This is a genomic window from Actinomycetospora chlora, from assembly GCF_039542135.1.
GTDB lineage: Bacteria > Actinomycetota > Actinomycetes > Mycobacteriales > Pseudonocardiaceae > Actinomycetospora > Actinomycetospora chlora.
The window spans coordinates 63537-88865 of sequence record NZ_BAABHO010000017.1 but is presented as its reverse complement, the minus strand read 5'-3'; the positions used below and the strand labels follow the sequence as shown (position 1 = coordinate 88865).

General features: G+C 75.4%; 24 protein-coding genes and 1 pseudogene. 16 read left to right on the top strand and 9 right to left on the bottom strand.

Annotation, left to right across the window (positions count from 1 at the left end):
• Positions 1–7: 7 nt before the first annotated feature.
• The 7 genes from ABD994_RS12850 to ABD994_RS12820 all read left to right on the top strand — a co-directional run bounded on the left by ABD994_RS12850 (position 8) and on the right by ABD994_RS12820 (position 8599).
• Entirely contained in the window at positions 8–2770 is a 2763-nt protein-coding gene (locus tag ABD994_RS12850; RefSeq protein ID WP_345414852.1) for an AAA family ATPase, read from the top strand.
• Positions 2771–2856: 86 nt separating this feature from the next.
• Positions 2857–3648, top strand: a complete 792-nt coding sequence (locus ABD994_RS12845) for an alpha/beta hydrolase (protein ID WP_345414850.1) — start codon at positions 2857–2859, stop codon at positions 3646–3648.
• Positions 3645–4433 carry an SDR family NAD(P)-dependent oxidoreductase gene (locus tag ABD994_RS12840; RefSeq protein ID WP_345414848.1) on the top strand — a complete coding sequence of 263 codons (789 nt, stop codon included), beginning with the start codon at positions 3645–3647 and terminating at the stop codon, positions 4431–4433. Before ABD994_RS12845 ends, ABD994_RS12840 begins: the two co-directional genes overlap by 4 nt.
• A gap of 133 nt (positions 4434–4566) precedes the next feature.
• Complete coding sequence (locus ABD994_RS12835; protein WP_345414846.1) at positions 4567–5133, top strand: methylenetetrahydrofolate reductase C-terminal domain-containing protein; 567 nt, start codon at positions 4567–4569, stop codon at positions 5131–5133.
• On the top strand, positions 5130–6086 hold the full coding sequence (locus ABD994_RS12830; RefSeq protein ID WP_345414844.1) for a methylenetetrahydrofolate reductase: 957 nt from the start codon (positions 5130–5132) through the stop codon (positions 6084–6086). Before ABD994_RS12835 ends, ABD994_RS12830 begins: the two co-directional genes overlap by 4 nt.
• A complete protein-coding gene (locus ABD994_RS12825; protein ID WP_345414842.1) occupies positions 6076–7539 on the top strand; it encodes a hypothetical protein in 1464 nt (487 codons plus the stop codon). Before ABD994_RS12830 ends, ABD994_RS12825 begins: the two co-directional genes overlap by 11 nt.
• Positions 7540–7552: 13 nt before the next feature.
• Positions 7553–8599 (top strand): uroporphyrinogen decarboxylase/cobalamine-independent methonine synthase family protein, encoded by a 1047-nt coding sequence (locus ABD994_RS12820; RefSeq protein ID WP_345414840.1) that lies wholly within the window; start codon positions 7553–7555, stop codon positions 8597–8599.
• Position 8600: 1 nt separating this feature from the next.
• Here the strand turns inward: ABD994_RS12820 and ABD994_RS12815 are convergent, their stop codons facing one another.
• The 3 genes from ABD994_RS12815 to ABD994_RS12805 are packed head-to-tail and all read right to left on the bottom strand — an operon-like array spanning position 8601 to position 11550.
• Positions 8601–9215 (bottom strand): histidine phosphatase family protein, encoded by a 615-nt coding sequence (locus ABD994_RS12815; protein ID WP_345414838.1) that lies wholly within the window; start codon positions 9213–9215, stop codon positions 8601–8603.
• Positions 9212–10699 (bottom strand): FGGY-family carbohydrate kinase, encoded by a 1488-nt coding sequence (locus ABD994_RS12810; RefSeq protein WP_345414836.1) that lies wholly within the window; start codon positions 10697–10699, stop codon positions 9212–9214. Before ABD994_RS12810 ends, ABD994_RS12815 begins: the two co-directional genes overlap by 4 nt.
• 44 nt (positions 10700–10743) lie before the next feature.
• The gene (locus ABD994_RS12805; protein WP_345414835.1) at positions 10744–11550 is read right to left on the bottom strand and encodes a DeoR/GlpR family DNA-binding transcription regulator; all 807 of its coding nucleotides are present in this window, start codon (positions 11548–11550) and stop codon (positions 10744–10746) included.
• Between the two features lie 120 nt (positions 11551–11670).
• On the opposite strand from ABD994_RS12805, the gene ABD994_RS12800 reads away from it, so the two are divergent.
• The 6 genes from ABD994_RS12800 (at position 11671) to ABD994_RS12775 (ending at position 17322) form a co-directional block, all read left to right on the top strand.
• Positions 11671–12363 carry an HAD family hydrolase gene (locus tag ABD994_RS12800; protein WP_345414833.1) on the top strand — a complete coding sequence of 231 codons (693 nt, stop codon included), beginning with the start codon at positions 11671–11673 and terminating at the stop codon, positions 12361–12363.
• Between the two features lie 2 nt (positions 12364–12365).
• Positions 12366–13424 carry a 2-hydroxyacid dehydrogenase gene (locus ABD994_RS12795; RefSeq protein ID WP_345414892.1) on the top strand — a complete coding sequence of 353 codons (1059 nt, stop codon included), beginning with the start codon at positions 12366–12368 and terminating at the stop codon, positions 13422–13424.
• Positions 13421–14923, top strand: coding sequence for an FGGY family carbohydrate kinase (locus ABD994_RS12790; protein ID WP_345414831.1), 1503 nt, complete (start codon positions 13421–13423; stop codon positions 14921–14923). Before ABD994_RS12795 ends, ABD994_RS12790 begins: the two co-directional genes overlap by 4 nt.
• 80 nt (positions 14924–15003) lie before the next feature.
• A complete protein-coding gene (locus tag ABD994_RS12785) occupies positions 15004–15741 on the top strand; it encodes an SDR family NAD(P)-dependent oxidoreductase (protein WP_345414829.1) in 738 nt (245 codons plus the stop codon).
• A gap of 8 nt (positions 15742–15749) precedes the next feature.
• Complete coding sequence (locus ABD994_RS12780) at positions 15750–16337, top strand: YdeI/OmpD-associated family protein (protein ID WP_345414827.1); 588 nt, start codon at positions 15750–15752, stop codon at positions 16335–16337.
• Between the two features lie 19 nt (positions 16338–16356).
• Positions 16357–17322, top strand: a complete 966-nt coding sequence (locus ABD994_RS12775) for a Vgb family protein (protein ID WP_345414825.1) — start codon at positions 16357–16359, stop codon at positions 17320–17322.
• 14 nt (positions 17323–17336) lie between these two features.
• Here the strand turns inward: ABD994_RS12775 and ABD994_RS12770 are convergent, their stop codons facing one another.
• Complete coding sequence (locus tag ABD994_RS12770; RefSeq protein ID WP_345414823.1) at positions 17337–18224, bottom strand: sterol desaturase family protein; 888 nt, start codon at positions 18222–18224, stop codon at positions 17337–17339.
• Positions 18225–18291: 67 nt separating this feature from the next.
• Between ABD994_RS12770 and ABD994_RS12765 the strand changes: the two genes are divergently transcribed.
• A complete protein-coding gene (locus ABD994_RS12765; RefSeq protein ID WP_345414821.1) occupies positions 18292–18927 on the top strand; it encodes a TetR/AcrR family transcriptional regulator in 636 nt (211 codons plus the stop codon).
• On the opposite strand, the gene ABD994_RS12760 is transcribed toward ABD994_RS12765, so the two are convergent.
• The 4 genes and pseudogenes from ABD994_RS12760 to ABD994_RS12745 all read right to left on the bottom strand — a co-directional run bounded on the left by ABD994_RS12760 (position 18912) and on the right by ABD994_RS12745 (position 23168).
• Positions 18912–20570 carry an NAD-dependent malic enzyme gene (locus ABD994_RS12760; protein ID WP_345414818.1) on the bottom strand — a complete coding sequence of 553 codons (1659 nt, stop codon included), beginning with the start codon at positions 20568–20570 and terminating at the stop codon, positions 18912–18914. The two genes, ABD994_RS12765 and ABD994_RS12760, sit on opposite strands and share 16 nt — an antisense overlap.
• Before the next feature lie 90 nt (positions 20571–20660).
• Positions 20661–21020, bottom strand: a pseudogene (locus tag ABD994_RS12755) (GFA family protein); the annotation flags it as partial.
• Positions 21021–21064: 44 nt separating this feature from the next.
• Positions 21065–22246: a xylose isomerase gene (gene xylA, locus ABD994_RS12750; protein WP_345414816.1), complete on the bottom strand. Its 1182-nt coding sequence runs from the start codon at positions 22244–22246 to the stop codon at positions 21065–21067.
• Positions 22247–22367: 121 nt separating this feature from the next.
• Positions 22368–23168: a hypothetical protein gene (locus ABD994_RS12745; protein ID WP_345414814.1), complete on the bottom strand. Its 801-nt coding sequence runs from the start codon at positions 23166–23168 to the stop codon at positions 22368–22370.
• 186 nt (positions 23169–23354) lie between these two features.
• Here ABD994_RS12745 and ABD994_RS12740 point away from each other — a divergent pair, with 186 nt between their 5' ends.
• Positions 23355–23816 carry a hypothetical protein gene (locus tag ABD994_RS12740; RefSeq protein ID WP_345414812.1) on the top strand — a complete coding sequence of 154 codons (462 nt, stop codon included), beginning with the start codon at positions 23355–23357 and terminating at the stop codon, positions 23814–23816.
• A complete protein-coding gene (locus ABD994_RS12735) occupies positions 23813–24709 on the top strand; it encodes an ion channel (RefSeq protein WP_345414810.1) in 897 nt (298 codons plus the stop codon). The genes ABD994_RS12740 and ABD994_RS12735 overlap by 4 nt, the downstream gene beginning before the upstream one ends.
• On the opposite strand, the gene ABD994_RS12730 is transcribed toward ABD994_RS12735, so the two are convergent.
• Entirely contained in the window at positions 24701–25318 is a 618-nt protein-coding gene (locus ABD994_RS12730; protein ID WP_345414808.1) for a TetR/AcrR family transcriptional regulator, read from the bottom strand. The two genes, ABD994_RS12735 and ABD994_RS12730, sit on opposite strands and share 9 nt — an antisense overlap.
• Positions 25319–25329 lie beyond the last annotated feature (11 nt).

The following is a 25329-nucleotide window of genomic DNA, read 5'->3' as shown; positions in this document are numbered from 1 at the left end:
CCACCGCATGACCGCGGCTCCGGGCACCCGACTGCTCGGGCGCGACGCGGAGCGGCGGGAGCTCACCGAGCGGCTGGACGAGATCGGCCACGGCGGGGTGGTCCTCGGGCTGGTGGGTGAGCCCGGGGTCGGGAAGAGCGCGCTGCTGGCCGACGTCACCGAGCACGCGCGGGCGTCGGGCTTCCGCGTCCTCGCCGCCCGCGGCGCCGGGTCCGAGACGCACCTGCCCTACGCGGCCCTGCACCAGCTCCTGCGCCCGCTGCTCCCCCACGCGGACCGCCTGCCAGAGCACCAGCGCGAGTCCCTGCTCGCGTGCTTCGCCATGGCCGACCCGGGCGCGGTCAACCCCTTCTTCAGCGCGCTCGCGGTCCTCGAGCTGCTCGTCGACGCCGCCGCCGAGGCGCCGGTGCTCGTCCACCTCGACGACCTGCACCGGATGGACCAGCCGTCGGTCGACGCGCTGGCCTTCGTCGCCCGCCGGGTCGGGGCCGAGCCGATCGCGATCGTCTGCACCACCCACCCGGGCTCGCTGCCGTTCCCGGACGACGAGGCCGTCCGCTGGATCGAGGTCGGCGGGCTGGACGACGCGGCCGCGGCGGCGCTGCTGGCGGCGCGGGCGCCGGCGCTCGACCCCGTCCGGCGCGACCGGATCCTGCGGCACGCCGAGGGCAACCCCCTCGCCCTGCTCGAGCTGGCGACGGCCGCGGGTGACGGCCACCGCGGGTGGCCGGACCCCGACGACGACGTGCCCATGACCGCGCGACTCGAACGGGCCTTCGCGGCGCGGGCCGCGGAGCTCGACCCCGCCGCCCGGACGATCGTGGAGGTGGCGGCGCTGGACGACGGCGACGACGTCGCCGAGATCGTCGCGGCCGCCGAGCTCCTGAACCCCGCGGCCGGACTCCCGTCGGCCGCGCAGCAGGCGCTCGACCTCGGTCTGCTGACCGTCCAGGCCGGGACCTGCCGGGTCGCCCACCCGCTCGTCGCCTCGGCGCTGCGCCGCTCCCTGTCCGCCGCCGCGCGGCGTGCGGTTCACGCGGCGCTCGCGCAGGTGCTGTCGGGGCAGCCGGAGCGTGCGGTCGCGCACCGCGCCGAGGCCGCGGCAGGCCCGGACGAGCAGATCGCCGCCGAGCTCGAGAGCACGGCCGCCGACTGCCGCCGCCGGGGTGCCGTGTCGAGCGCCCTCGCACGCCTGGAGCGGGCGGCGGCCCTCAGTCCCGATCCGCACCGCCGGGCCGCCCGACTGCTCGGCGCCGCCGAGCTGGGCTACGAGCTGGGACGCTTCGCCCAGGTCGAGCAGATCACCGCCGACGTCGCGGGGATGGACCTCCCCGCCCGGGAGCGGTCCCGGCTCACCTGGCTCACCGGCGCGTTCCACGACGGCGCGACGAGCGAGCCGGCCGAGATCCGGCACCTCGTCGGGCTGGCGCGCCGCGCGGCGGGCGACGACGACGCCGACCTCGCGATGCAGCTGCTCTTCGGCGCCGCCCGCCGCGTGTGGTGGCGCGACCCCGGCGAGGGCGTCCGCGGCGAGGTGGTCGACGCCGCCCGCCGGGTGGCGCTGCCGCCGGGAGACCCGCGGGTCCTCGCGGTGCTCGGTCTGTCGGAGTCCCTCACGCTGGCGCCGGCGGTCGTGCACCGGCTGGACGCGTGGCCCGCCGACGCGCGGGGGCGCCCCGACCTCGCGGCGCTGCTCGGCGTGGCGGCGTTCTGCGTCGGCGACTTCGGTCGTGCCGACTCCTTCCTCTCGGCCGCGATCGGCGAGCTCCGCACCCAGGGCCGGCTGAGCCTGCTCGCCGAGGCGCTGGCGCTGCGGTCCTGGGCCGAGATCAACACCGGGGTCTTCGACGCGTCGAGGTCGGCCGACGAGGCCCGGCGCCTCGCCGACGAGACCGGCCAGGCCGTGTGGGGCGCCACCGCACGGATCGCCGTCGCCGTGGTCGACGCTCTCGGCGGGGGCTGGGACGTCCGGCACCCGCTGCTGACCGAGGCCGAGGACACGGCCTCGCGGACACCCACCGCCAGCTCGTCCCTGCTCGCCGCCGCCCAGCTCGCCCGCGGCATCGCCGCCCTCGGGGCCGAGCGCCCGGAACCGGCCTACGGCGAGCTGCACCGGGTGTTCGTCCCCACCGACCCGGCCTGCCAGCGGGTGCAGCAGCTCTGGACGATCAGCTACCTCGCCGACGCCGCCGTGGCCACCGGACGCCGCGAGGAGGCCGCGGCCCTGCTCGGCTCGGCGGAGCGGCTCGCCGGCGAGGCACCGGCCACCGGGCCGACGATCGCGCTGGAGTACTCCCGGGCGGTCCTGGCCGACCCCGCGTCGGCCGAGGAGCTCCTCCTGGCGGCGCTCGACGGTGCCGCCCGCGACTTCCCGTGGCACCACGCCCGCCTCCGGCTCGCCCACGGCGCGTGGCTGCGCCGCCGGCAGCGGACCGTCGAGTCGCGGGCCCCGCTGCGGGCGGCGCGGGCGACGTTCGACGCCGCGGGCGCCCACACCTGGGCCTTGCGGGCCGACCGCGAGCTCCGGGCCACCGGCGAGCGGGGGTGGCGCCCCGCGACGCGGCCCCGCGAGCAGCTCTCGCCGCAGGAGACGCAGATCGCCGAGCTGGCGGCCCAGGGGCTGTCCAACCGCGAGATCGGGCAGCGCCTGTTCCTCTCCCACCGGACGGTCGGTTCGCACCTGTACCGGGCGTTCCCCAAGCTCGGGATCACCAGCCGCGCCCAGTTGGCGGCCGCGCTCGCCCCCGACGCGTTGAGTCGTCGCGACTGAAGCCGGCAGCGTCCCTCCCCTCCTAGCGTCCGGGTCCGACGGCACCGGGGACGAGCCCGGGTGCCGGTACCGGTGGAGGAGACGCCGTGAGCACTCCCGTGCTGTTCATCCATGGTCTGTGGCTGCACGCCTCGTCGTGGGAACCGTGGATCGAGAGGTTCCGCGAGGCCGGCTACGACCCGCAGGCGCCCGGCTGGCCCGGCGACGGCGCCACGGTCGAGGAGTCCCGCGCGGCCGCGGACGCGATCGCCGACCACGGCATCGACGACGTCGTGGCCCATGTCGCGGGGATCGTCGACGCCCTGCCCGAGGCGCCGATCCTCATCGGGCACTCCTTCGGCGGCCTGATCGCCCAGAAGCTCCTCGGGCAGGACCGCGCCCGTGCCGCCGTCGCGATCGACGCGGCCCAGATCAAGGGGGTGCTCCCGGTCCCGCTGTCGGCGCTGCGGGCGACGCTGCCGGTGTTCAGGAACCCGGCCAACCGGCACCGGTCGGTCTCGCTGTCCGCCGAGCAGTTCCGGTTCGCGTTCGGCAACGCGGTGTCGCCGGAGGAGTCCGACCGGCTCCACGAGCGCTGGACGATCCCGGCGCCGGGACGCCCCCTGTTCGAGGCGGCCTCGGCGAACTTCGACCCCCACTCGCCCGCAGAGGTCGACACCCGCAACGAGGGCCGCGGGCCCCTCCTGCTCATCGCCAGCGGGAAGGACCACACCGTCCCCGAGTCGGTGACGCGGTCGACCCTCAAGCAGTACCGGCACTCCAGCGCCGTCACCGACATCGAGACCTTCCCCGACCGCGGCCACTCGCTGATCATCGACTCGGGGTGGCCGGCGGTCGCGGACCTCTGCCTGTCGTGGCTGAAGGAGCACCAGCTGTGAAGCTCGACCTCGCCGGCCGGACCGCCGTCGTGACGGGCGCCAGCCGGGGCATCGGGCTCGAGGTCACGCGCGCGCTCGTCCGGGAAGGGGCGCGGGTGGCGGCGGGGGCCCGCTCCGGGTCCCCTGCCCTCGACGAGCTCGCCGAGGGCGGCGACGTGCTCGTCGTCCTCGACGACCTCACCACCGAGGCGGGCACCCGCACGCTCGTCGACCAGGCCGTGGAGCGCTTCGGGGGCATCGACCTGCTGGTGAACAACGTCGGCGGCGTCCGGCCGCGGACCGGCGGCTTCGTCGGCGTCAGCGACGACGACTGGCGGTGGGCCTGGGAGGTGAACCTCCTCTCCGCGATCCGCGCCACCCGGGCGGCGGTCCCCCACCTCGTGCGCCGCGCCCCCTCGTCGATCGTCACGATCTGCTCGGTCAACGCCTCGCTGCCCGACCCCGGCGTGATCGACTACAGCGCCGCCAAGGCCGCGCTGCGCAGCGCCTGCAAGTCGCTGTCCAAGGAGCTCGGCCCCGCAGGGGTGCGGGTGAACACCGTGAGCCCGGGCCCGGTGGAGACCGATCTCTGGCTCGGGGCCGGCGGGGTGGCCGAGACGATCGGCAAGGCGCAGGGAGCCGACCCGGCGAGCGTGAAGGCGGCCGCCGTCGCCGGCACCCCGACCGGCCGGTTCACGCACCCGTCGGAGGTCGCCCAGCTCGTGCTGCTCCTCGCCTCCGAGACCGCCGGCAACGTCACCGGCGCCGACGTGGTGATCGACGGGGGCATGGTCGGCACGATCTGAGTCCGCCACCCGGCCCAGCGCTTGTCGTCGGCGACAACGCCCGACGGCCGAACCCTGTTGTCGGCCACGATGACCCGGCCCTCCCGGGGACCGCATGCTCGGTGGACGCATCCCCGCGGCGTCAGGAGCACGCGTGTCCGGCGAGACGACGAGCACGAGCGCGGACCGACCGGTGCCGTTCCGGCCACGGCTGCGGGCCCGCAGCGCCTACGCCTGGCACCGCGTCCTCGCGCGCGGCACGGCGACGCGGTGGCTCGCCGGGGCGATCGAGCGCAGCCCGGCGGCGACGCGCTGGTTCACCACCGCGGAGCGGGTGAGCAAGGAACAGCTGTTCGGCTGCCGGATGTGCGGGCAGTGCGCGCTGCCGGCGACGGGCTACGCGTGCCCGATGACCTGCCCGAAGGAGCTGCGCAACGGGCCGTGCGGCGGGGTGGGGACGGACGGCCGGTGCGAGGTGGTGCCCGAGCTGCGCTGCGTCTGGGTCGTGGCCCACGAGCGCGCCGAGCAGGCCGGTCACGCCGACGACCTCGCGCGGCTGCAGCGTCCCGTCGACCAGCGCCGGCGAGGTGAGAGCTCCTGGCTCAACCACTGGCAGGGCCGCGACGAGGGTCTCTGGACCGCGCCGGTGGGCCCGGACGGCGACGAGGCCCGGTCGCTGCTGGGCCGCGAGCTGGGACTCACGCCGGTGGCGCGGCGGTGAGCGCCCTCCGCGACGCGCTCGCCGCCGGGCGCTTCGCCGTCACCGCCGAGATCGGCCCGCCGCGCGGGGCCGACCCCGCGGCCGTCACGCGGAAGGCCGAGCAGCTGCGCGGCTGGGTGGACGCCGCCAACGTCACCGACAACCAGGGCGCCCACGTGCGGATGGGCAGCCTGGCCGGCTCGGTCCTGGCCCTGCGGGCGGGGGTCGAGCCGGTCATGCAGCTGACGTGCCGCGACCGCAACCGCCTGGCGCTGCAGTCCGACCTGCTCTCGGCCGGGGCGCTGGGCATCCCGAACGTCCTGCTGCTCACCGGCGACCACCCCCGCCACGGTGACCACCCCGACGGCAAGCCGGTCTTCGACCTCGACGGCGTCCAGCTGGTGTGGACCGCGCGCACGATGCGCGACGAGCACCGCCTGCTCTCCGGCCGCGAGCTCGGCACCGCCCCGGGCTGGACCGTCGGCACGGTGGAGAACCCCTTCGCGCCGCCGCCCGGTTTCCGCGCCCGGCGGCTGCTGAAGAAGGTGGTCGCCGGTGCGGAGTTCGTGCAGACGCAGTTCGTGTTCGACGTCCCGCGCTTCGCGGCGTTCATGGCCGAGGTGCGGGACCTCGGCATTCCGGAGCGGTGCGGCGTCATCGCCGGGGTCGGGCCGCTGCGGTCGGTGCGGGTGCTCGAGCACGTGCGCGACGAGGTGCCGGGCACCCACGTCCCCGACGCCCTGGCGCGGCGCCTGCGCGGCGTACCGGCCGACCGCGTCGCCGAGGAGGGCGTGACCGCGTGCGTCGAGACCATCCAGGCGCTGCGGGAGATCCCGGGCGTGGCGGGCGTGCACGTCATGGCGTTCGGGTTCGAGCACGGGATCCCCGAGATCCTGACCCGCGCCGGCCTCGGGCGTCGCCCCGGCGCACCGGAGATCGACCCTCCCCCGGAAGGGGTCCGCCGTGCTGGTTGACTTCCGCCCCCACACCCGGCTGCGCGGCCTGCGCGAGCCGGTCGACTTCGGGGCCACGCTGGGTCCGGTCGTCAGTGCGCTCACCGACGAGTGCGCCGACCTCGCCCGCGTCCGCGTGGTCGCGGACTGGGTCCAGTACCGCGCGAACTTCCGCGACCCGGTGTCGGTGCGCCCCGTCGTCGCCGACCCCGGTCTCGACGCCGACCCCGAGGACCTCGAGCTCGCCCTCGACGTGCGCCGCTGCCACGGCCTGGGCGCCGAGGAGCTGCGCGGGCTCGCCCGCACCGCGATCCGGGGCAGCGACCACGTCCCGCTCGAGGGCTGGGGGCGCACCGCCCGGAGCTGCATCTGGGACTTCAACGCGCTCTACTGGCAGGCCCTCGACCTGTGGGAGCAGGCGACCGGCCGGACCTACGAGCAGGCCCTGCCCGGCGGCGAGAGCGACGCCCGCAACCGGGCCGGGGCCCGCGAGCTGATCAACGAGCTGTTCGCGGCCTGGGACCGCCTCGCCGAGCGCAACGCCCTGCCCACCGAGCTGTACGTGGTCGAGCTCGGGGTGGGCAACGGCAGCCAGGCCCGGGTGTTCCTCGACGAGTTCGTCGCCGCGGACGCCGAGCACGGCCGCGAGTACTACCGGCGCCTGCACTACCTGATGTGCGACTACTCGGGCTACGTGCTGGAGCTGGCCCGCAAGACCGTCGCCGAGCACGATCAGCACGTCAGCTCCTTCGTCCTCGACGCCACCTCGCCGCGCACGGCGCTCGGGTTCCTCAAGTACAAGGTCTTCCTGGTCTACGTCTCGAACGTCTACGACAACCTGCCCACCGACGAGGTCGCCCAGCTCGGCGGCCGGACCTACGGGGTGCAGTCCCGCGCCTGCCTGCCGCGGGCCACGGTCGACGAGCTCGCCGCCGCCACCGCCACGACCCCCGATCGGGTGCCGGCGCTCGTGGCCAAGCTGCTGCGCCTCGGCCCGGCCCTGCTCGCCGAGGCCGCACCCGACCACTTCGGCGGCGTCGACGACGTCGTGGCGTTCTGGCAGCGGACGTGGGCGGCGCTGCGCCTCGAGGAGCGCTACGTGCCCCTGGCGGGCCTCGACCTGCACCCCGTGGCCCCCGGGATCAGCGGGGAGTCGCTGCGGCCGCTGCTCGAGGCCGGGGCCGACGTGCGGATGCACGTCAGCAACGGCGCCGCCGCGAGCTTCGTCGACACCCTGACGCTGCTGCACCCCTTCGGCAGCCTCGTCTGCCACGACCTGTTCGTCACCGACGTGGCGGCCTACCGCACCCGGTTCGCCGGGCCCGGCAAGTACGACGGCTCGGTGGTGAACTGGGTCAACGGCACCCTGCTGGCCCACCTCGGGCGCCGCCGGGGCTTCGACGTGCACTTCGCGCCCTTCGCCCACCGCGACGGCACCAACATCGTCACGCTGACCGCCCACGTGCGGGACTGACGGGAGGCCCACCGTGCTGCTGCCCACGACCGTCGTCGGCTCCTGGCCCGTGCCCGAGTGGCTCGAGCGGCTCAAGACCGACCACCACCGCGGCCGCATCAGCCGCACCCAGCTCGACGACGTCCACGAGACGGCCATCAAGGCGGCCCTGAAGGACCAGGAGCTGGCCGGGGTCGACATCGTGAGCGACGGCGAGCTGCGCCGCGACAACGACGTCGACCACTTCCTCGCACGGATGCCCGGGGTGGTGCTCCCCCTGCCCGTCAAGGAGTTCTACTACGACTACCACACGGTGACGCTGCCGGCGCCGCTCCCGCCGGTCGACGGCCCGACCCTCGGGCTCGCGGACGACTTCGCCTTCACCCGCGCCCACACCGACCGCCCCATCAAGTTCTCGTTCACCGGGCCGTTCTCGCTCGCCCAGCGGGTCGTCGAGCACCCCTACGCCGACCGCGCCGAGCTGGTCGTCGCCATCGCCGCCGTCCTGCACGCCGAGGCCGTCGCCCTGGCCGCGCGCGGCGCGACCCACCTGCAGATCGACGAGCCCTACCTGGCCGGCCACCCGCAGGCGATCGCCGAGGCGGTCGCGGCGGTGAACGTCGTGGTCGAGGGCGTGGCGGTCCGCTGGGGCCTGCACGTCTGCTACGGCAACCGCTACGCACGGCCCTCCTGGGAGGGGCACTACGACTTCCTCTTCCCCGCCGTGCTCGACGCCCGCGTCGACGAGCTCGTCCTCGAGTTCGGGCGCAAGGGCGACGAGGACCTGCCGGTGCTCGCCCACGGCGGCTGGGACCGCGACGTGGGGCTGGGCGTCATCGACGTCAAGGACCCCGACGTCGAGTCGCCGCAGACGGTCGCCAACCGCATCCGCCGGGCCCTCGACCTGGTGCCCGCCGAGCGTCTCGTCGTCAACCCGGACTGCGGGCTGCGCAACCTGCCCGCCGCCAACGCGCGCGCCAAGCTCGCGGCGATGGTCGCGGGCGCAGCCGCGGTCCGCGACACCCTCGCCGCACCGGCGCCCGTCCCGGACCGGCCCGCGGTGGTCGCCGCCGCGGGCTGAGTCAGGGCGCCGCGAGGGGCGCGTTGAGCACCAGCAGGCCGGGTGCGCCCCCGTCCGGCACGCGCACCACCGTGCGCGCGCCGTTCTCCAGCCGCGGGAAGACCGTGCGGTAGCGGTCGAGCGGCACCTCGAGCAGCGCGCAGAGCAGCAGGCGCAGCAGCGTCTGGTGGCCGACGACGAGCACGGTGCCGTCGGGGTGGCGGGAGACCGCCTCGTCCAGCGCGGGCCGCGCCCGGGCGACCGCGTCCGCGCCGGGTTCGCCGCCGGGCAGCGGGGACGATGCGGGGGCGGCGAGGAACTCGTCGAGCTCGGCCGGGAACCGCTCGCGCATCTCGTCGCGGGTCAGGCCGTCGCCCCGGCCGAAGTCGACCTCGACGAGCCGCTCGTCGACGGCCACGGCGACGCCCAGCGCCCGGCCGGCGGGCTCCGCGGTGTCGCGGGCGCGCTGCAGCGGCGAGGTGTGCACGGCGTCGATCCGGGTGATGCCGGCCCACCGCGCGAGCTGCTCGGCCTGGTCGCGGCCGCGGTCGGTCAGCGCGACGTCGGAGCGTCCGGCGTAGCGGTTGTCGTGGTGCCAGACGGTCTCGCCGTGGCGCACGAGCACGAGCTCCGTCACGTGGTCAGCCACCCGCGTCCGGCGATCGCCGCGTGGAACCGCCCGTAGCGCTCCTCGAGCGCGGCGTCGGCGCGGGGCTCGACGGTCTCGTCCACGCGCACCATCGCGGCGGCGGCGGCCACGAGGTCCGGCTCGCCGCCGTCGGCGTCGGCGGCGGCCCGGGCGAGCACCGCCATCCCGAACGCCGGCTCGGCGCTGCGCGGGCGCTGCAGCGGGACGCCCGCGACGTCGGCGCGGCGCTGGTTCCACCACGGGTTGCGGGTCGCGCCGCCCGAGATCGTCCGTGTCCCCGAGACGTCGGCCCCGAGCGTCTCGAGGTGCTCGAGGCAAAGCCGCTCGACGAAGGCGACGCCCTCGCACACCCCCGCGAACGCGGCGGTCTCCCCCACGGCCGCGGCCAGCTCGGCGAGCGGGCGCGCCCGGTCGCCGTCGAGCCAGAAGCCCTCGGCGTCCGCGACGGCGAACGGGAAGCGCTCGCCGTGCCCGGCGAGCGGGTAGACGACCGGCGTCGCGGCGGGCGGGCCCTCCTCGCGCAGCACGGCGGTGACGGCGTCGAAGCGGTCGGCCGGCACGACGTCGCCGAGCACGCCCGCGCCCGTCGACGACGCCCCACCGGGCAGCCACCAGCCGCCCTGCGGACCGCGGTGGCTGTAGACGGTGCCGGTCGGGTCGTGCACCAGACCCTCGGTGACGCCCTTGAGCACGAGGGTGGTGCCGAGCACCGCGTTCCACGTCCCGGGGGCGACCGCGCCGGCCCCGATCTGCGCGGCGCACCCGTCGGTCATGCCGGCCACGACCGGGGTGCCTGCCCGCAGCCCGGTCGTGGCGGCGACGGCCTCGGCGAGCCCGCCCAGCCGCGTCCCGGGCAGCACCACGTCGGGCAGGCGCGCGGGGTCGACGCCCAGCGCGGTGAGCACCTCGGCCGGCCACCGCCCCTCGATCACGTCGTAGCCCGTCTTGAGCGCGGTGCTGGTGTCGGTGGCCGTCGGGCGCCCGACGAGGTGGCCCGTGACGACGTCGGTCTGGTGGCGCACCCGCCCGTCCGGGTGCTCGTCGAGCAGGGCCATCACCGTGGGCAGGGCCCAGGTGCCGCCGATGCGGTGCCCGAGCCGCGACCAGGTCTCCGCGCCGGCCTCCTGGGCGCGCGCGGCCCGGTCGGCGCCGCGGCCGTCGTCGTACATGACGCCGGCGGTCAGGAAGCCGGACGCCCCGTCCAGCACGACGGTGCCCGACGTGGCGTCGACGGCGATCCCGCCGACGGTGCCCACATCGACCCGGCCGGCGACCTCGGCCAGCACCTCGTCGACCGCCGCGCACCACGACGCCGGGTCCTGCTCGTGGCGGGTGGAGCCGTCGGCGCCGCGGTCCCGGTGGCTCTGCAGGGGCCGCGACGCCTCGGCCCGCAGACCGCCCGCGTCGTCGACGGCGAGCGCGCGCACGCTCTGCGTACCGAGGTCGACCCCGATCCAGGTCCGCTCCGTCACGACCCACATCTACCAATCCGAGCGCGAACTTCACAAGCTCGATCTCACTCCGGATGCTGCGGCGCCACCGTCACCCGGACGTGCTCGCGCATCTCGACCACGAGCGGTTCGGCCATCTGCTCGTCCACGACGAGGTCGTCGAAGCGGTCGAGCGGCAGCAGCTGGTGCAGGGCCCGGCGCGGGGCCTTGCTGCCGTCCATGAGCAGCACGGTCCGCGCCGCGGACTCGAGCATCGCGCGCTTGACGAGCACGACCTCCTGCTCCTGGTGGTAGGTCATCGACCCGGTCATCGAGGACGTCGAGACGAACGCCGCGTCGACCGACATCGCCGCGATCGACTCCATGCAGGCGATGCCGTTGAAGGAGTCGTGGGTGCGGGAGTGCTCGCCGCCGAGCGCGATGAGGCGGACCTCGCTCATCTCCTTGAGCATCTCGAGGGCCGGCAGGTAGTTCGTGACGACGGTGAGCGGGCCGACCTCCTCGAGGCGCCTGACCAGTGCCAACGCCGTCGTCGAGTCGTCGACCATGATCGAGGAGCCGGGCTCGACCATGGCCAGGGCGGCCGCCGCGATCGCGTTCTTCTCCGCCAGCCGGACCGTGCGGCGGTACTCGGAGTGCGACTCGAACACCGACGTCGGCTGCGCCGACACCCCGCCGCGGAACTTGCGCACGAGGCCGCGGCGGGCCAGCTCGTCGACGTCGCGGTGGACGGTCATGAGGCTGACCCCGGTCAGCTCCACCAGCTCGGCGGCACTGGCCGAGTGCTGGGCCAGGACGTGCTCGACGATGCGCTGCTGGCGCGCCGCGCGGGTGCGCGCGGCCCGGGGCGGCGCCGGATCGCTGCTGTTCACGCGGTCCAGCATGCCGAGGTCATGGCCGGGGCCGAGGATGCCGGGCCGCTCGGGCCGGCGACCTCTTCCGTGATCACGTCTTCCTTGTTAATTTCACACCACCGCTGGGAGGGACCGACGATGACGACTGCCCCACATCCCGCCGCCGTGGTGTTCGACCTCGACGGGGTGATCCTCGACAGCGAGCACCTGTGGGAGGAGAACTGGACGGCCGTGGCGGCGCGCCACGGCGTCACCTGGACCCCGGGGGACACCGGCCACTGCCAGGGCATGAGCGCCCCGGAGTGGTCGGCCTACCTCGCCGACCGCGTCGACCGCGCCGCGAGCCCCGAGCAGTGCGAGCGGGCGGTGGTCGACGGCATGGTCGAGGCCCTCGCGGCCGGCCGGATGGAGCCGTTCGACGGCGCGGTCACGATGGTCACCGAGGTGGCCGACCGGGTCCCCGTCGCCCTCGCGACCTCCGCCACCCGCCGGCTGATCGACGCCGTCGTCGAGCGGAACGGCCTCGCCTTCGGGGCGACCGTCTCGAGCGCCGAGGTCGACCGCGGCAAGCCGAGCCCCGACGTCTACCTCGAGGCCGCCCGGCGCCTCGGCGTCGACCCCACCACCTGCGTCGGCGTCGAGGACTCGAGCAACGGCCTGCGGGCCGCGCACGCGGCGGGCATGACCGTCGTCGCGATCCCCAACCCGACCTACCCGCCGAAGCCCGACGCGCTCGAGCTGGCCGCGCGGGTCGCCGACGGGGTGCCGGCGGCGCACCGCGAGATCCTCGCGCTGCTGAACGGCGGCCCCACCGTGAGGGAGACCCGGTGACCCTGCGCGTCCTCGCCGCCGGCGACCACTTCGTCGCCCCCGCCCTGTTCGACGAGGCCCTGCGCTCCGAGCTCGGCGACGGCCACGACCTCGACGTCGGCCACCTCACCGCCGGCTGGCCGGCCGAGCCGTTCGGCCCCGTCGGCGCGGAGGGCTCGCGGGTCGAGGAGGCCTCGGGCACCGAGGACGAGCTCGTCGCCGCCCTCGAGGGCCGCCGCGTGTGCCTGACCCAGATGGCGCCGTTCACGGCGCGGGTGTTCGACGCCTGTCCCGAGCTGGGGATGGTCGCGGTCTGCCGCGGGGGCCCCGTCAACGTCGATCTCGATGCCGCCGACCGGGCCGGCGTGGCCGTCGCCCAGGCCCCCGGGCGCAACGCCGCCGCCGCCGCGGAGTTCGCCGTGGGCATGATGCTGGCGGCGCTGCGCCGCATCCCGCTGGCCGACGCCGAGCTGCGGGCCGGGCGGTGGCGCGGCGACTTCTACGAGTACAGCGAGGCCGGACTCGAGCTCGACGGGGCCACCGTCGGGCTGGTCGGGTACGGCGCCATCGGCCGCATCGTGGCCCGGGTGCTGCGCGCGTTCGGCGCGACCGTGCTCGTCGCGGACCCGTACACCGATGCGGAGACCGCACGCACCGACGGCGTCGAGTTGGTCGAGCTGGCCGAGCTGCTGCCGCGGTCCGGCGTCGTCAGCCTGCACGCGCGCCTCACCGACGAGACCCGCGGCATCATCGACGCCGACGCCATCGCCCGGATGCCGGACGGGGCGGTGCTGGTCAACACCGCCCGGGGCGGGCTGATGGACTACGAGGTCCTGCCCGAGGCCCTGCGCAGCGGGCGCCTCGGGGGGCTCGCGCTGGACGTATACGACGTCGAGCCGCCACCCGACGACTGGCCCCTCCACGCCGCGCCCAACGTCGTCGCCACCCCCCACCTGGCCGGCGCGACCCGCCAGACCGCGCACCGCGCGGCACGCATCGCCGCCGGCGAGGTCGCCCGGTTCGTGCGCGGCGAGGCCCTGGCCCACCCGGCCAACGCGACGGGCAAGGAGGTCGGGTCGTGATCATCGCGGTGGACGTCGGGACGTCGATGACCAAGGCCGACGCCTACGACGACGAGGGACGCAAGCTCGCGGCGGCCGAGCAGCCGTCGCGTCTCGAGCAGTACCCGGACGGCCGGGTCGAGCAGGACCTCGAGGACGTGGTGGCCTCCGTGGCCGCCGTGGTCCAGCGGGTCCGCCAGGACGGCGGGGAGCCGGTCCGCGCCCTCGCGCTGACCGGCCAGGGCGACGGCCTGTGGCTGCGCGACCGCGACGGCCGGGCGGTGCGCCCGCCGATCTCCTGGCTCGACGACCGGGCCGGCGACGTCGTGCGGGGCTGGCAGGACGACGGCACGGTGGCCGAGGTGTACCGGCGCACCGGGTCGGGCCTGTTCCCGGGGTGCCACGCCCCGCTGCTGGTCGCGCTCGGGCGCGACGAGCCCGAGTCGCTCGAGAGGGCGGCGGTCGCGGGCTACTGCATCGACGCTCTCGTCCAGCGGCTGACCGGCGAGATCACCGTCGACCCCTCCGACGCGTCCCTGCCGTTCCTCGACGTCGTCTCCCGGACCTACGACGAGGACGCCATCGCGGCCTGCGGGCTCTCCGACCGGCGGGGGCTCCTCGCCGAGCCGGCCGCGCCGGGGACGCTGTTCGAGCTCGACCGGCGCGGGGCCGAGCTCACCGGCCTGCCGGTGGGCACCCCCGTGACGGGCGGACCGTTCGACCTGCCCGCGGCCGCGGTCGGGGCGGGCCTGTCGCAGCCGGGCGACGCCCTGCTGATCATCGGCACGACCCTGGCGTGCGAGGTCTTCACCGACGAGGTCCGGGAGAAGCCGTCGACGTCGTCGGCGGTCGAGCCCGCCGGCATGTGGGTGTGCACCCCCGAACCGGGCCGGTGGCTGCGCGCGATGCCGGCCATGGTGGGGACGGCCGGGCTGGACTGGCTGCTCGACTTCCTCCGGGCCGACATCGGCGACCTCGAAGGGCTGCTGGAGGGCACCGTCCCGGGCGCCGGCGGCGTCTCCGCGCTGCCCTTCCTGTCCGCGAGCGGCGAGCGCGCCCCCTTCGTCGACACCCGCGCCCGCGGGCAGCTCGAGGGCGTCACGCTGGCGACGACGCGCGGCGAGGTCGTGCGCGCGGTGTGCGAGGGGATCGCCTACACCGCCAAGAACTGCTTCGAGCGCGCCGCCTCCTCCGCCGAGCCGGCGGGGCGGTTCGTGGCGTGCGGGGGCGGCTCCCGGTCGGGGCCGTGGGCCCAGATCTTCGCCGACGTCCTCGAGCGGCCGCTGATCGTGCCCGACGACCCGGGCCTGGGCACCCGCGGCGCGGCGATCACCGCCAAGCACGCCCTCGGCGACGACCTCGACCCGGCCGCCTGGGCCGCCCCGTCACGCACCGTCGAGCCCGGTCCCGAGTCCGGGCGTTGGTACGCCGAGGGCTACGCCCGCTACCGCGCCCACGTCGACGTCGCCCGCGAGTTCTGGGCCCGGCAGGCGCAGGGCTTCGCGCGGCCACCGCAGTGACCGGCCGGTGGGTGGACGCCCGGGGCCGACCTCGGCACGCTGCCCCCACGCCGATCCCCTGACCCACCAGGAGAACGACCGTGACCGATCCGGCCTCCGCGCCCCGCACCGTGCTGATCACCGGGGCGGCCAAGGGCCTCGGCCGCGAGGTCGCCCGCCAGCTGGCCGCCCAGGGCCACCACGTGCTCCTCGCCGCCCGCCGGGCCGCCGACGCCGAAGCGGCCGCCGCCGAGCTCGGCGAGCACGTCGACGCGCTGCGCGTCGACCTTGACGTCACCGACCCGGACGCCGTCGCGGCGGCGGCCGCCGCGCTCGCGGCCGAGCCGGGCGAGCTCGACGTCCTGGTCAACAACGCGGCGGGCTACGTCGACTGGGGCGAGACGGCCTCGGGCGCCGACCTCGACGCGTCCCGCGCCGTCATGGAGGTCAACCTCTACGGCTCCTGGCGGCTCACCCAGGCCCTGCTCCCCCTGCTGCGGCGGAGCCCCGCGCCCCGCATCGTCAACGTGTCCAGCGGCGCCGGCTCCCACGGCGACCCGGCGTTCGGCCTCACGGCCCGCGGCGGCGCCGCCGCGTCGTACGGCATCAGCAAGGCGGCGCTCAACGCCCTGACCAGCACCCTGGCCACCGAGCTCGCCGCCACCGGCGTCCTGGTCAACGCGGTCTGCCCCGGCCTCACCGCCACCTACCCCGGCGCGGAGGCGATGGGCGCCCGGCCCGTCGAGGAGAGCGCCGCCGGGGTCGTCTGGGCCGGCACCCTGCCCGCCGACGGGCCCATCGGCGGCTTCTTCCGCGACCGCGAGCCCCTGCCCTGGTAGGAGACGCCGTGGAGGACGACCGGGACGAAGTCCACGTCGCGTCGGCCGAGCAGTGGCGCGCGTGGCTCCTCGACCACCACGCCAGCAGCCCGGGGATCTGGCTGGTGACCTGGAAGAAGGGCAGCGGCCCGTACGTGGCCTACGACGACGTCGTCGACCAGGCGCTCTGCTTCGGGTGGGTGGACAGCCGGCCCGGCAGCCTGGACGCCGACCGTTCGCGCCGCCTGCTCACGCCGCGGCGGCCGGGCAGCAGCTGGTCGCGGGTGAACAAGGAGCGCGTCGAGCGCCTCACCGCCGCCGGCCGCATGGCGCCGGCCGGCCTCGCCGCCGTGGCGGCCGCGCAGGCCGACGGGAGCTGGACCGCCCTCGACGCCGTCGAGACCCTCGCCGAGCCCGACGACCTCGCGGCCGCCCTCGACGCCGAACCGGCGGCCCGCGGGCAGTGGGACGGCTTCCCCCGCTCCACTCGCCGCGCCATCCTGGAGTGGATCAGCACCGCGAAGACGGCCCCCACCCGCGAGCGGCGGATCGCGCAGACGGTCGCCGAGGCGGCCGTCGGGCGTCGCGCCAACCAGTGGCGTCAGCCGGGGACCTGAGCGGGCGACGGGAGGAACGGTGCGGGGAGACATCGAGGTCGTCACCGACCCGACGGGCGGGGTGGACCAGCCGACAGGGGTCATCGGGGCCTTCGGCGACGTCTGGTTCACCAGCATCGCCAACGCGCGCCTCGGGCGGGTCGACCACGCGAGCCAGCGGATCGAGACCTTCGCCGACCCGGCCGGCGGGGCCGCGCTGCCCGCCAACCTCTTCCCCGCGGCCGACGGCCGGATCTGGTTCACCAGCCTCGGCTCGGACCGGCTCGGCGCGCTCGACCCGGCGGCCCCCGACGTCGCGGCGTCCCTGCGCACGTACGCGGACCCGCGGCTGGCCAAGCCGGTCGCGATCAAGGCCTCCCTCGACGAGCACCTGTGGTTCACCCTGCGCGGGTCGAACGCGGTGGGCACGCTCGACCCGCGGACGACCGACCCGATCGCGTCCCTGCGGACGTTCGCCGGCCCCGGGGTCGACGGTCCCTCGGCGCTGTTCGTGCACCCCGGTGGCAGCGTGTGGTGGGTCAACGCCGGCACCGGGACCCTCGGCACCCTCGACTCCTGGGCACCGGACCCGGCCGCGACGATCCGCACGTTCGGCCCCTGGCCGGACCGCGGGCGTCCCCGTGCCTGGGCGATGGACGCCGAGCAGCGGCTCTGGGTGACGACCCAGGACCGTCCCGGCCTCCTGGCGTTCGACCCGCGCCGGCTCGAGGGACCGGACGCGTTCTCGTGGTGGACCGACGACCGGCTCGCCACCCCCGACGGCGTGTGGTGCGGCGACGACGGCGCCCTCTGGGCGGCCGACACCGCCGCGAACGCGATCGTCCGCTTCGACCCGGGGGCGGACGGCGCGGACCGGTGGTCCTCCTACGGCGCGCCGCCCGAGGTACAGGGCCCGTTCGACATCAAGAGCGCCGACCCGGCCGACGGCTGGTTGTGGTTCACCAACAAGGAGGGCAACTCCCTCGGGCGGATCCGGACGGTGTGAGCCCGCCGGCTCCGTCAGCGCCGCGGCAGCGTCGGCTCCGGCGCCGGGCCGACCGACGGCTGCCACCCGGGCGGGCCCAGGACGTACCCGAGCCGGTCGCGCCAGCGGCGCGCGGCGCGCACGTCGCGGGCGATGTCGGCGTAGTGCCCGTACTGCAGCGTCAGCAGGTTGAACGTCTCCGCCGGCGTGGTCAGCCCGTACGACGGGCGCCGCCGCTCGGCGGCGAAGGTGCCGAACAACCGGTCCCAGACGATGAGGATCCCGCCGTAGTTGCGGTCGAGGTACTCGGGGTCGCGGCCGTGGTGGACGCGGTGGTGCGACGGGGTGTTGAACACGTACTCGACGGGCCGCGGGAGCCGGTCGACCAGCTCGGTGTGGACGAAGAACTGGAAGACGAGGTTGACCCCGAAGGCCGCGTAGAGCGTCCAGGGCGCGAACCCGAGCAACGGCAGCGGCAGCCAGAAGAAGAACTCGAACCAGGGGTTCCACTTCTGCCGCAGCGCGGTGCCGAAGTTCATGAACTCGCTGGAGTGGTGCGCCTGGTGGCCGGCCCAGGCGATGCGCACGCGGTGGCTGAACCGGTGGTGCCCGTAGTAGCCGAGGTCCACCCCGAGCACGACCAGTACCCAGTACCACCACGTGTCCGTGGGCAGGTGGAACGGGGCGAGGTAGACGTAGACCGCGCTGAACGCGAGGAACGTGACCACCTTGAACAGCGTCAGGAACACCAGCGACACGACGCCCATGGCGATCGAGGTGCGGGCGTCGCGGAGGGCGTAGCCGGTGACCGAGTCGTCGTGGTCGAGCCACCGCAGCGCCGCGAGCTCGACGAGGATCGCCAGCACGAAGAACGGGACCGCGTACGTGACGGGGTTCTGCATGGGGTCGAGCAGTGCGTCCACGAGCCCTCCAGCGATGTGACCGACGGGTAAATTACCTGACGGTCACACGAGGCGCTAGGGTCGGGACGTGGCAGCGCGACCGAACGCCGGGACGAAGGGGGTCCCGCGCGCCGACCGGGAGCAGGAGATCGTGCGGGTCGCGTCGATCGCGTTCGGCACCGACGGTTTCGCCGCCACCGGCGTCGCCGACGTCGCGCGCGCGGCGGGCATCTCCAAGCCGCTCGTCTACAGCTACTTCGGCTCGAAGGAGGGCCTGCACGCCGCGTGCCTCGCCGAGGCCGGCGGCCTGCTGGCCGAGGAGATCGAGCGGGTCGCGCGCGACGGCAGCGCCGGCGTGGAACGGGGGGTGCGCACGCTGGCGGCGATGTTCGCCGTGCTCGACGACCGCCGCCACGTCTGGCGCCTCCTGCGCGACCGCACGGCTCCCGACGACGGGCCCGCGGCCGAGGTCGTGGCGCAGTACGCCGCGCGCATCGAGGCCCTCGCCCGGGAGGGGGTGCTCGAGCTGCTCAGCGGGGCCGGGATCACCGACGAGCTCGACGTCTCGGCGATGGTGCGGACCTGGCTCGGCATCGTCGACTCGTTCATGGACTGGTGGGTGGCCCACCCCGACCAGGACGCCGAGGCGATGACGCAGCGGGTGCTGCGGCTGGTCGCGGCGCTGGTGTCGGACCACACGGGGCGGGCTCAGCCCGGCCCGTAGGCCGGCTCCCAGCGGGTGCGGCCGATGGCGGCGCGCAGGTCGTCGTCGGAGGCCTGCGGCGCGACGCCGTCGGCCACCGCCTGGCGGGCGACGGCGAGGGCGATGTCGTCGGCGACGTCGCGGACGTCGGCCCACGACGGCAGCAGCGGCGCGCGCGGGTCGGACAGCGCCGGCGACGCGGCGCCGAGGGCCCCGGCCGCCGCGCGCATCATCGCGTCGGTGACCCGGGTGGCGCGCGCGGCGGTCACCGCGAGTCCGACCGCCGGGAAGATGTAGACGTTGTTGCACTGGGCGACCGGCACATCGGCACCGTCGTCGCGGTGCAGCGGCGCGAACGGCGAGCCGGTGGCGATCAGCGCCCGGCCGTCGGTCCACTCGTCGAGGTCGGCGGGACGCGCCTCGGCGTTGTCGGTGGGGTTCGACAGCGGGAAGACGATCGGGCGGTCGACGCGGCCCGCCATGGTCCGCACGATCGACTCGGTGAAGGCGCCCTGCGCGGTGGACAGGCCGAGCAGCACGCCGACCTCGACGTGGTCCACGACGTCGGCGAGGCTCGGCAGGCCGGTGACTCCCCAGCCGGCGACGTCGCCCGGGTCGCGGGCGAAGGCCCGCTGCGCGTCGGAGAGGTCGTCCCGGTCGGTGGTCAGCAGGCCGCGGACGTCGACGACCCAGCAGCGGGCGCGGGCCTCCTCGGCGGACAGCCCCTGGTCGACCATCGCCTGGCGCACCATCTCCATCACCCCGATGCCCGCCGACCCGGCGCCGAGCATGACGACCTGCTGGTCGCGCAGCGGCACGCCGGCCACCTCGGTCGCCCCGCGCAGCGCCCCGAGGGCGACGGCGGCGGTGCCCTGGATGTCGTCGTTGAACGTCAGCAGCCGGTCGCGGTAGCGCTCGAGGATCGGGTGGGCGTGCGGCGTCGCGAAGTCCTCCCACTGCAGCAGCACGTCGGGGAGCTCCTCCTGCACCGCCGCGACGAACGCGTCGACGAAGGCGAAGTACGCGTCGTCGTCGATGCGGCGGTGGCGCCAGCCGAGGTAGAGCGGGTCGTCGAGCAGGGTGGCGTTGTCGGTGCCGACGTCGAGCAGGATCGGCAGCGTCCGCGCCGGGTCGATGCCGCCGATGAGCGTGTACAGCGAGAGCTTGCCGACGGGGATCCCCATGCCCCCGACGCCCTGGTCGCCGATGCCGAGGATGCGCTGGCCGTCGGTCACCACGATGACGTCGACCTCGCGCTGACGGCGGTTGCGCAGCGCCTCGCGCAGGTGCTCGCGCTCCGGGTACGACAGGTACAGCCCGCGGGGCCGGCGCCAGATCTCGGAGAACCGGCGGCAGCCCTCGGCGACGGTCGGGGTGTAGACCAGCGGCAGCGCGGTCGGCACGTCGGCGGCGAGCACCGCGTAGAAGAGGCGCTCGTTGCGGTCCTGCAGCGCGCGCAGGTAGATGTAGCGGTCGAGGTCGGTGGCCTGCCGGCGCACCTCGCCCCAGGAGCGCGCCACCTGCTCGTCCTGGGTCGTCACGGCGTGGGGCAGCAGCCCCAGCACGCCCAGGGCGTGGCGCTCCTCGAGGGTGAACGACGTCCCCTTCGTGCGCAGGGGGTCGTCCAGCACGTGGCCGGGGTCCTCGTCGGTCACGTCGCTCACGTCATCTCCCGCGTGATCGGCTCCGGGTGGGGAGCGCACATCATCACGTGCTGCGGCGGCGGACGCGAGGATCCGGTCCGCGCCGCTCCCTCAGTGGGCGTCCGCGGCGGCCGGGACGCCGTGGTCGTACTGCGGGACGGGCAGCGCCGGCATCCAGGGCTGCCGGCTCCAGGTGTAGATCTCGGCCTGGGGCGCCCACCACTCGCCGAGGTCGTCGAGCGTGCCCTCCTGGACGAAGACACCGCCGGCGAAGTCGGCCAGCTCGTTGGTGAACACCCGCGAACCGCAGGCGACGCAGAACACGCGGGTGACGCCGTGGCCCGCGCAGGTCTCGGTGTTCGCCGGGTACGGGAAGCTCCGGGTCTCCCCGGACACGGTGAAGTCCGCCTCGGACACGAGACCGAACGTGGCCATCTCGCCGCCCGACGCGCGCTTGCAGTCGGTGCAGTGGCAGTTCGCGAACGAACGTCAGCGGCGGGCGCGTCTCCCCGACGTCAGCGCACCCCGAGCAGGTGCTCCACGGCGAGGCGCTGGACGCGGGCGAAGCCGTACCCCTGGGTGCGGGCGCGGTCGATGTCGAAGTCCTCGTATGCGCTGCGGTCGGCCAGCAGGTCGGCGTAGGTCTCCCCCTCGGCCAGGGTCGGCCGGGCGAGCTCGGGGACCCACGCGGCGGCGAGGGCCTCCTGGACCTCGGGGTCCGCGCGGAACGCGCGGGCCTTCTCCCGCAGCGCGAGGTAGGTCTCCATGTTGGCCAGCGCCGACTCCCAGACCCCCTCCATGTCCTCGGTGCGCAGCGGCTTGTAGTCGAAGTGCCGCGGCCCGTCGTAGCCCGGCCCGCCGGGCGGGCCGCCCTCGAGCAGGTCGACCGTCGAGAACGCCTGGAGCAGGTCGCCGTAGCCGAAGACGAGGTCCTGGTCGTAGCGCGGGCCCTTCTGCCCGTTGAGGTCGATGTGGAACAGCTTCCCGGCCCACAGCGCCTGCGCGATGCCGTGGGTGTAGTTGAGCGTGGCCATCTGCTCGTGGCCGGTCTCGGGGTTGATGCCGACCATGTCGGCGTGCTCGAGCTCGTGGATGAACGCCAGGGCGTGGCCGATGGTGGGCAGCAGGATGTCGCCCCGGGGCTCGTTCGGCTTGGGCTCGAGCGCGAACCGGATGCCGTAGCCCTGGTCGGTCACGTACTGCGCCAGCGTGTCGATCGCCTCGCGGTAGCGGTCCAGCGCGGCGCGCACGTCCTTGCCGAAGTCGACCTCGGAGCCCTCCCGGCCACCCCAGAACACGTAGGTGTGCGCGCCGAGCTCGGCGGCGAGGTCGAGGTTGCGCGCGACCTTGCGGATCGCGTAGCGGCGCACGCTGCGGTCGTTGCTGGTGAAGCCACCGTCCTTGAACACCGGGTCCCCGAAGAGGTTGGTGGTGGCCATCGGCACCACCAGGCCGGTCTCGTCGAGGGCGGCGCGGAACTCCCGGAGGATGCGTGCCCGCTCGTCGGGGCTGCTGCCCGGCGGCACCAGGTCGTCGTCGTGGAACGTGATCCCGTAGGCGCCGAGGTCGCTGAGCCGGTGCACCGCCTCCACCGCGGCCAGGACGGGGCGGGTGGCCTCGCCGAAGAGGTCCCGGGCCTGCCAGCCCACCGTCCACAGCCCGAAGCTGAACCTGTCCTCGCGGGTCGGCGCGACCATGGGCGTCCCCTCTCTCGGCCTCTCTCGGCGTGGACGTCAGCCTGCTCGCCGGGGCGGCACCCGGCAATCGACCGGCGCCGCCGGTGTCTCGGCGTGCGCCCCCGTCGCCGGACCGCGCGGATCAGGTGTCCGCGCCCTCAGCAGACGTTCCGGGAGCGTCCTCGGTGGCGGCCACCTCGGCGACCCGGTCGCGGAAGACCCGCCACCGCCGCTCGTTGTCGTGCACCAGCCGAGCGGACTCGCCACACAGATCCGCCGCCCGGGCGATCACCTCCGCCGCGGACCGCAGCCGCCGCGGGCTGACCGCGGCGCCGGCGAGGTCGGCACGCAGCGCGGCCGGGGCGAGGTCGACGGCGTCGAGCATGTCCGCGGCACGCCCCAGGAGTGCGGCGATCAGGCCCTGCTCGTGCGCGGCGAGCCAGTCGTTGCTGATGATGCGGTGCCGCTCGCCGAGGACGTCGGCGAGCGCGTCGAACTCGACGAGCCCTGCGGCCGTCGCCCAGCTGCTCTCCATCGCGTGCGCGAGCCACCTCCCGCCCGCAGCGAACCCCTCGGCGTCGGTTCGGAGCTCGGCGATCATCGCCGTGATCTCGACTGGCCGGCCCTCGCCCTCCATGAACAGGGCCCCGTCGAGCGCGATCGCGGCCTCGCTGTTGAGGTCCTCGGCGCCCTCGTAGGGATTCACCGGCGTGCCGCGGGACGGCCGGTCGGCCTGCGACCACCGCGCGGCGAGGGCCAGGAGCGTCCGCGCGTGGCGCTGGAGCCGCAGGGCGGTCTCCAGGGGCGCCGACGCGTAGAACCGTTCGTGCTCCTGGTGGAAGTGCGACAGGTTGAGCAGGGCCTCGAGCAGGGCCGGCGAGCCCGCCCCGGTCGCCGGGCGGGCGGTGCGACGGCGCAGGTTCCTGGACTGGTGGGTCGGCATGGGGAGCCCTCCGTCGTGCTGCGTCTCGCCGTCCTCCACACGCTCCAGGGAGCGCTCTGCGCGTGCACGGGCCGGGCGGACCGGGACCGCGGGTCGATCGGCACCCGCCCGCGGTCCCGCGCCGGGGACGCCGACCGGGTCGCACGGCCCTGGCCCGGGAGGTCCCGGAGGGGCAACGGTCGGGACGTGACGTCGCCCTCGGTCCCCCGTCCCTGGCTCGCGGGCTGGTTCGGGTTGCTCCTGATCGCGCTGCTCAACGGGACGGTGCGGGCGACGGTGCTCCAGCCGCGCCTGGGTGAGGACACCGCCCGCCGCGTGGCGACCGCGGTCCTGCTCGCGGCGGTGACGGTGTACGTCCGCCGGCTCCAGCGCCGCTACCCGCTCCCGGACGCGGAGCAGGCCTGGACCGTCGGCCTCGCCTGGATGGTCATGACCCTCGGCTTCGAGTTCGGCATCGGCCGGCTGGTGGCCCGGCAGACCTGGTCGGAGCTCGTCGCGGACTACGACGTGACGGCCGGACGCACCTGGGTGCTGGTGCCGCTGTGGATCGCCGCGGCCCCCGCGGTGATGCGGCGACCGACACCCGGCCCCCGCCCGACGGACGGCCACGAGCGGGGAGTCCGGCACCTCCCCCCGATCACGCCGTGAGTCCCGCGGTCGCCGTTCTCGGCGTGACCGGCGGCGCGGTCGTCATCGCGGTGGCCCTGTTCGACGTCTTCGCCACGCTGTTCTCCCACCCGCGGCGGCACTCGCCGAGCCGCTCGGTGATGAGCGCGACGTGGTCGGTGTGCCACCGGCTGCCCGGGGAGCGGGCGCTGTCGTTCGCGGGGCCCGTCTCGTTCCTGGTGGTCGTGACCAGCTGGGCGGTCCTGCTCGGGGTCGGCTGGGCGCTGGTGTACTGGCCGTGGATGCCGGAGGGCTTCCTGCAGGCGGCCGGGCTCCGGGGGGCCGGCACGGGCCTGGTCGACGCCGTCTCCTTCTCGCTGGTCACCCTCACCACGCTCGGCTACGGGGACGTCTCGCCCGCGCAGGACCTGCTGCGCCTCGCGGCCCCGCTGGAGTCCCTGCTCGGGCTCGGGCTGCTCACCGCCAGCGTGTCGTGGCTCCTGTCGATCTTCCCGGTGCTGTCCCGGCGGCGCGCCCTGGCCTACGAGATCCGCCTCCTGGAAGAGGTCGGGGCCGACTCCACCGACCCCGGACCGCCCTCGCCGCTGCCCGCGTCGGTCTACGCCGACCTGACCTCGCGGCTGGTCGCCTGCGAGCGGGACATGGTCACCTTCCCCGTCACGTACTACTTCCACGACGACGACGCCCGGTTCGCGCTCCCGGCGGTGATGTGCCACCTGCTGGACCTCGCGGAGGCGGCCCGCCGGCAGGAGGTCTCCACCGACGCGCACTTCCACGGCGGGCTGCTCCTGCGCGCGATCGACGACTTCGCCGCCACCGTCGCCGGCTTCCGTCTGACCGCCGGCGGCACGCGCGACGTCCTCGCCGCCTACGCGCGCGACCACGCCGTCACCGGGCCGGTCCGGTCAGCGTGACGGGTCGAGCAGCCCGTCGACGAGGGTCGCGGCGAAGTAGTCGGCGATCTGCTCCGGGGTGCGGGAGCCGCCGGGCCGGTACCAGCGGTAGACCCAGTTCGTCGCCCCGAGGATCGCCAGGGCGCTGAGGTGCGGGTCGACGTCGGAGCGGACACGCGGGTCGGCGCGCGCCGCGTCGACCTGGGCCTCGAGCACCTCCTGATACTCCCGGATCGGCACGGTGAGCTGTCGCTCCGGGGGCAGCTGGTCGAACTCGTGGAGCAGCACGGTCGTGCCGACGAGGTTGTCCACGAGGTGCAGCACGTGGGCGCGGACGATGTCCCGCAGGCGCTCGACGGGGTCGCGGTCCGCGGCGGCCTCCTCGCGGAGGCGGGCCAGCCCCACGTCGAGCACCGACCGGATCACCGCGTCGAGCAGGTCGTCCTTGCTGCGGATGTAGTGGTACAGGCTGCCCTTGAGCACCCCGAACTCGTCGGCGATGTCCTGCAGGGTCGCCGACCGGTAGCCCTTCGCCGCGAAGACGCGAGCCGCGGTGTCGACCAGCTCGTGCCACCGGCCGTCGTCGGAGCGGGGCGGCGCGGTGTCCGCACGCTCCCTCCGGCGGTTCACCACGACGCGGG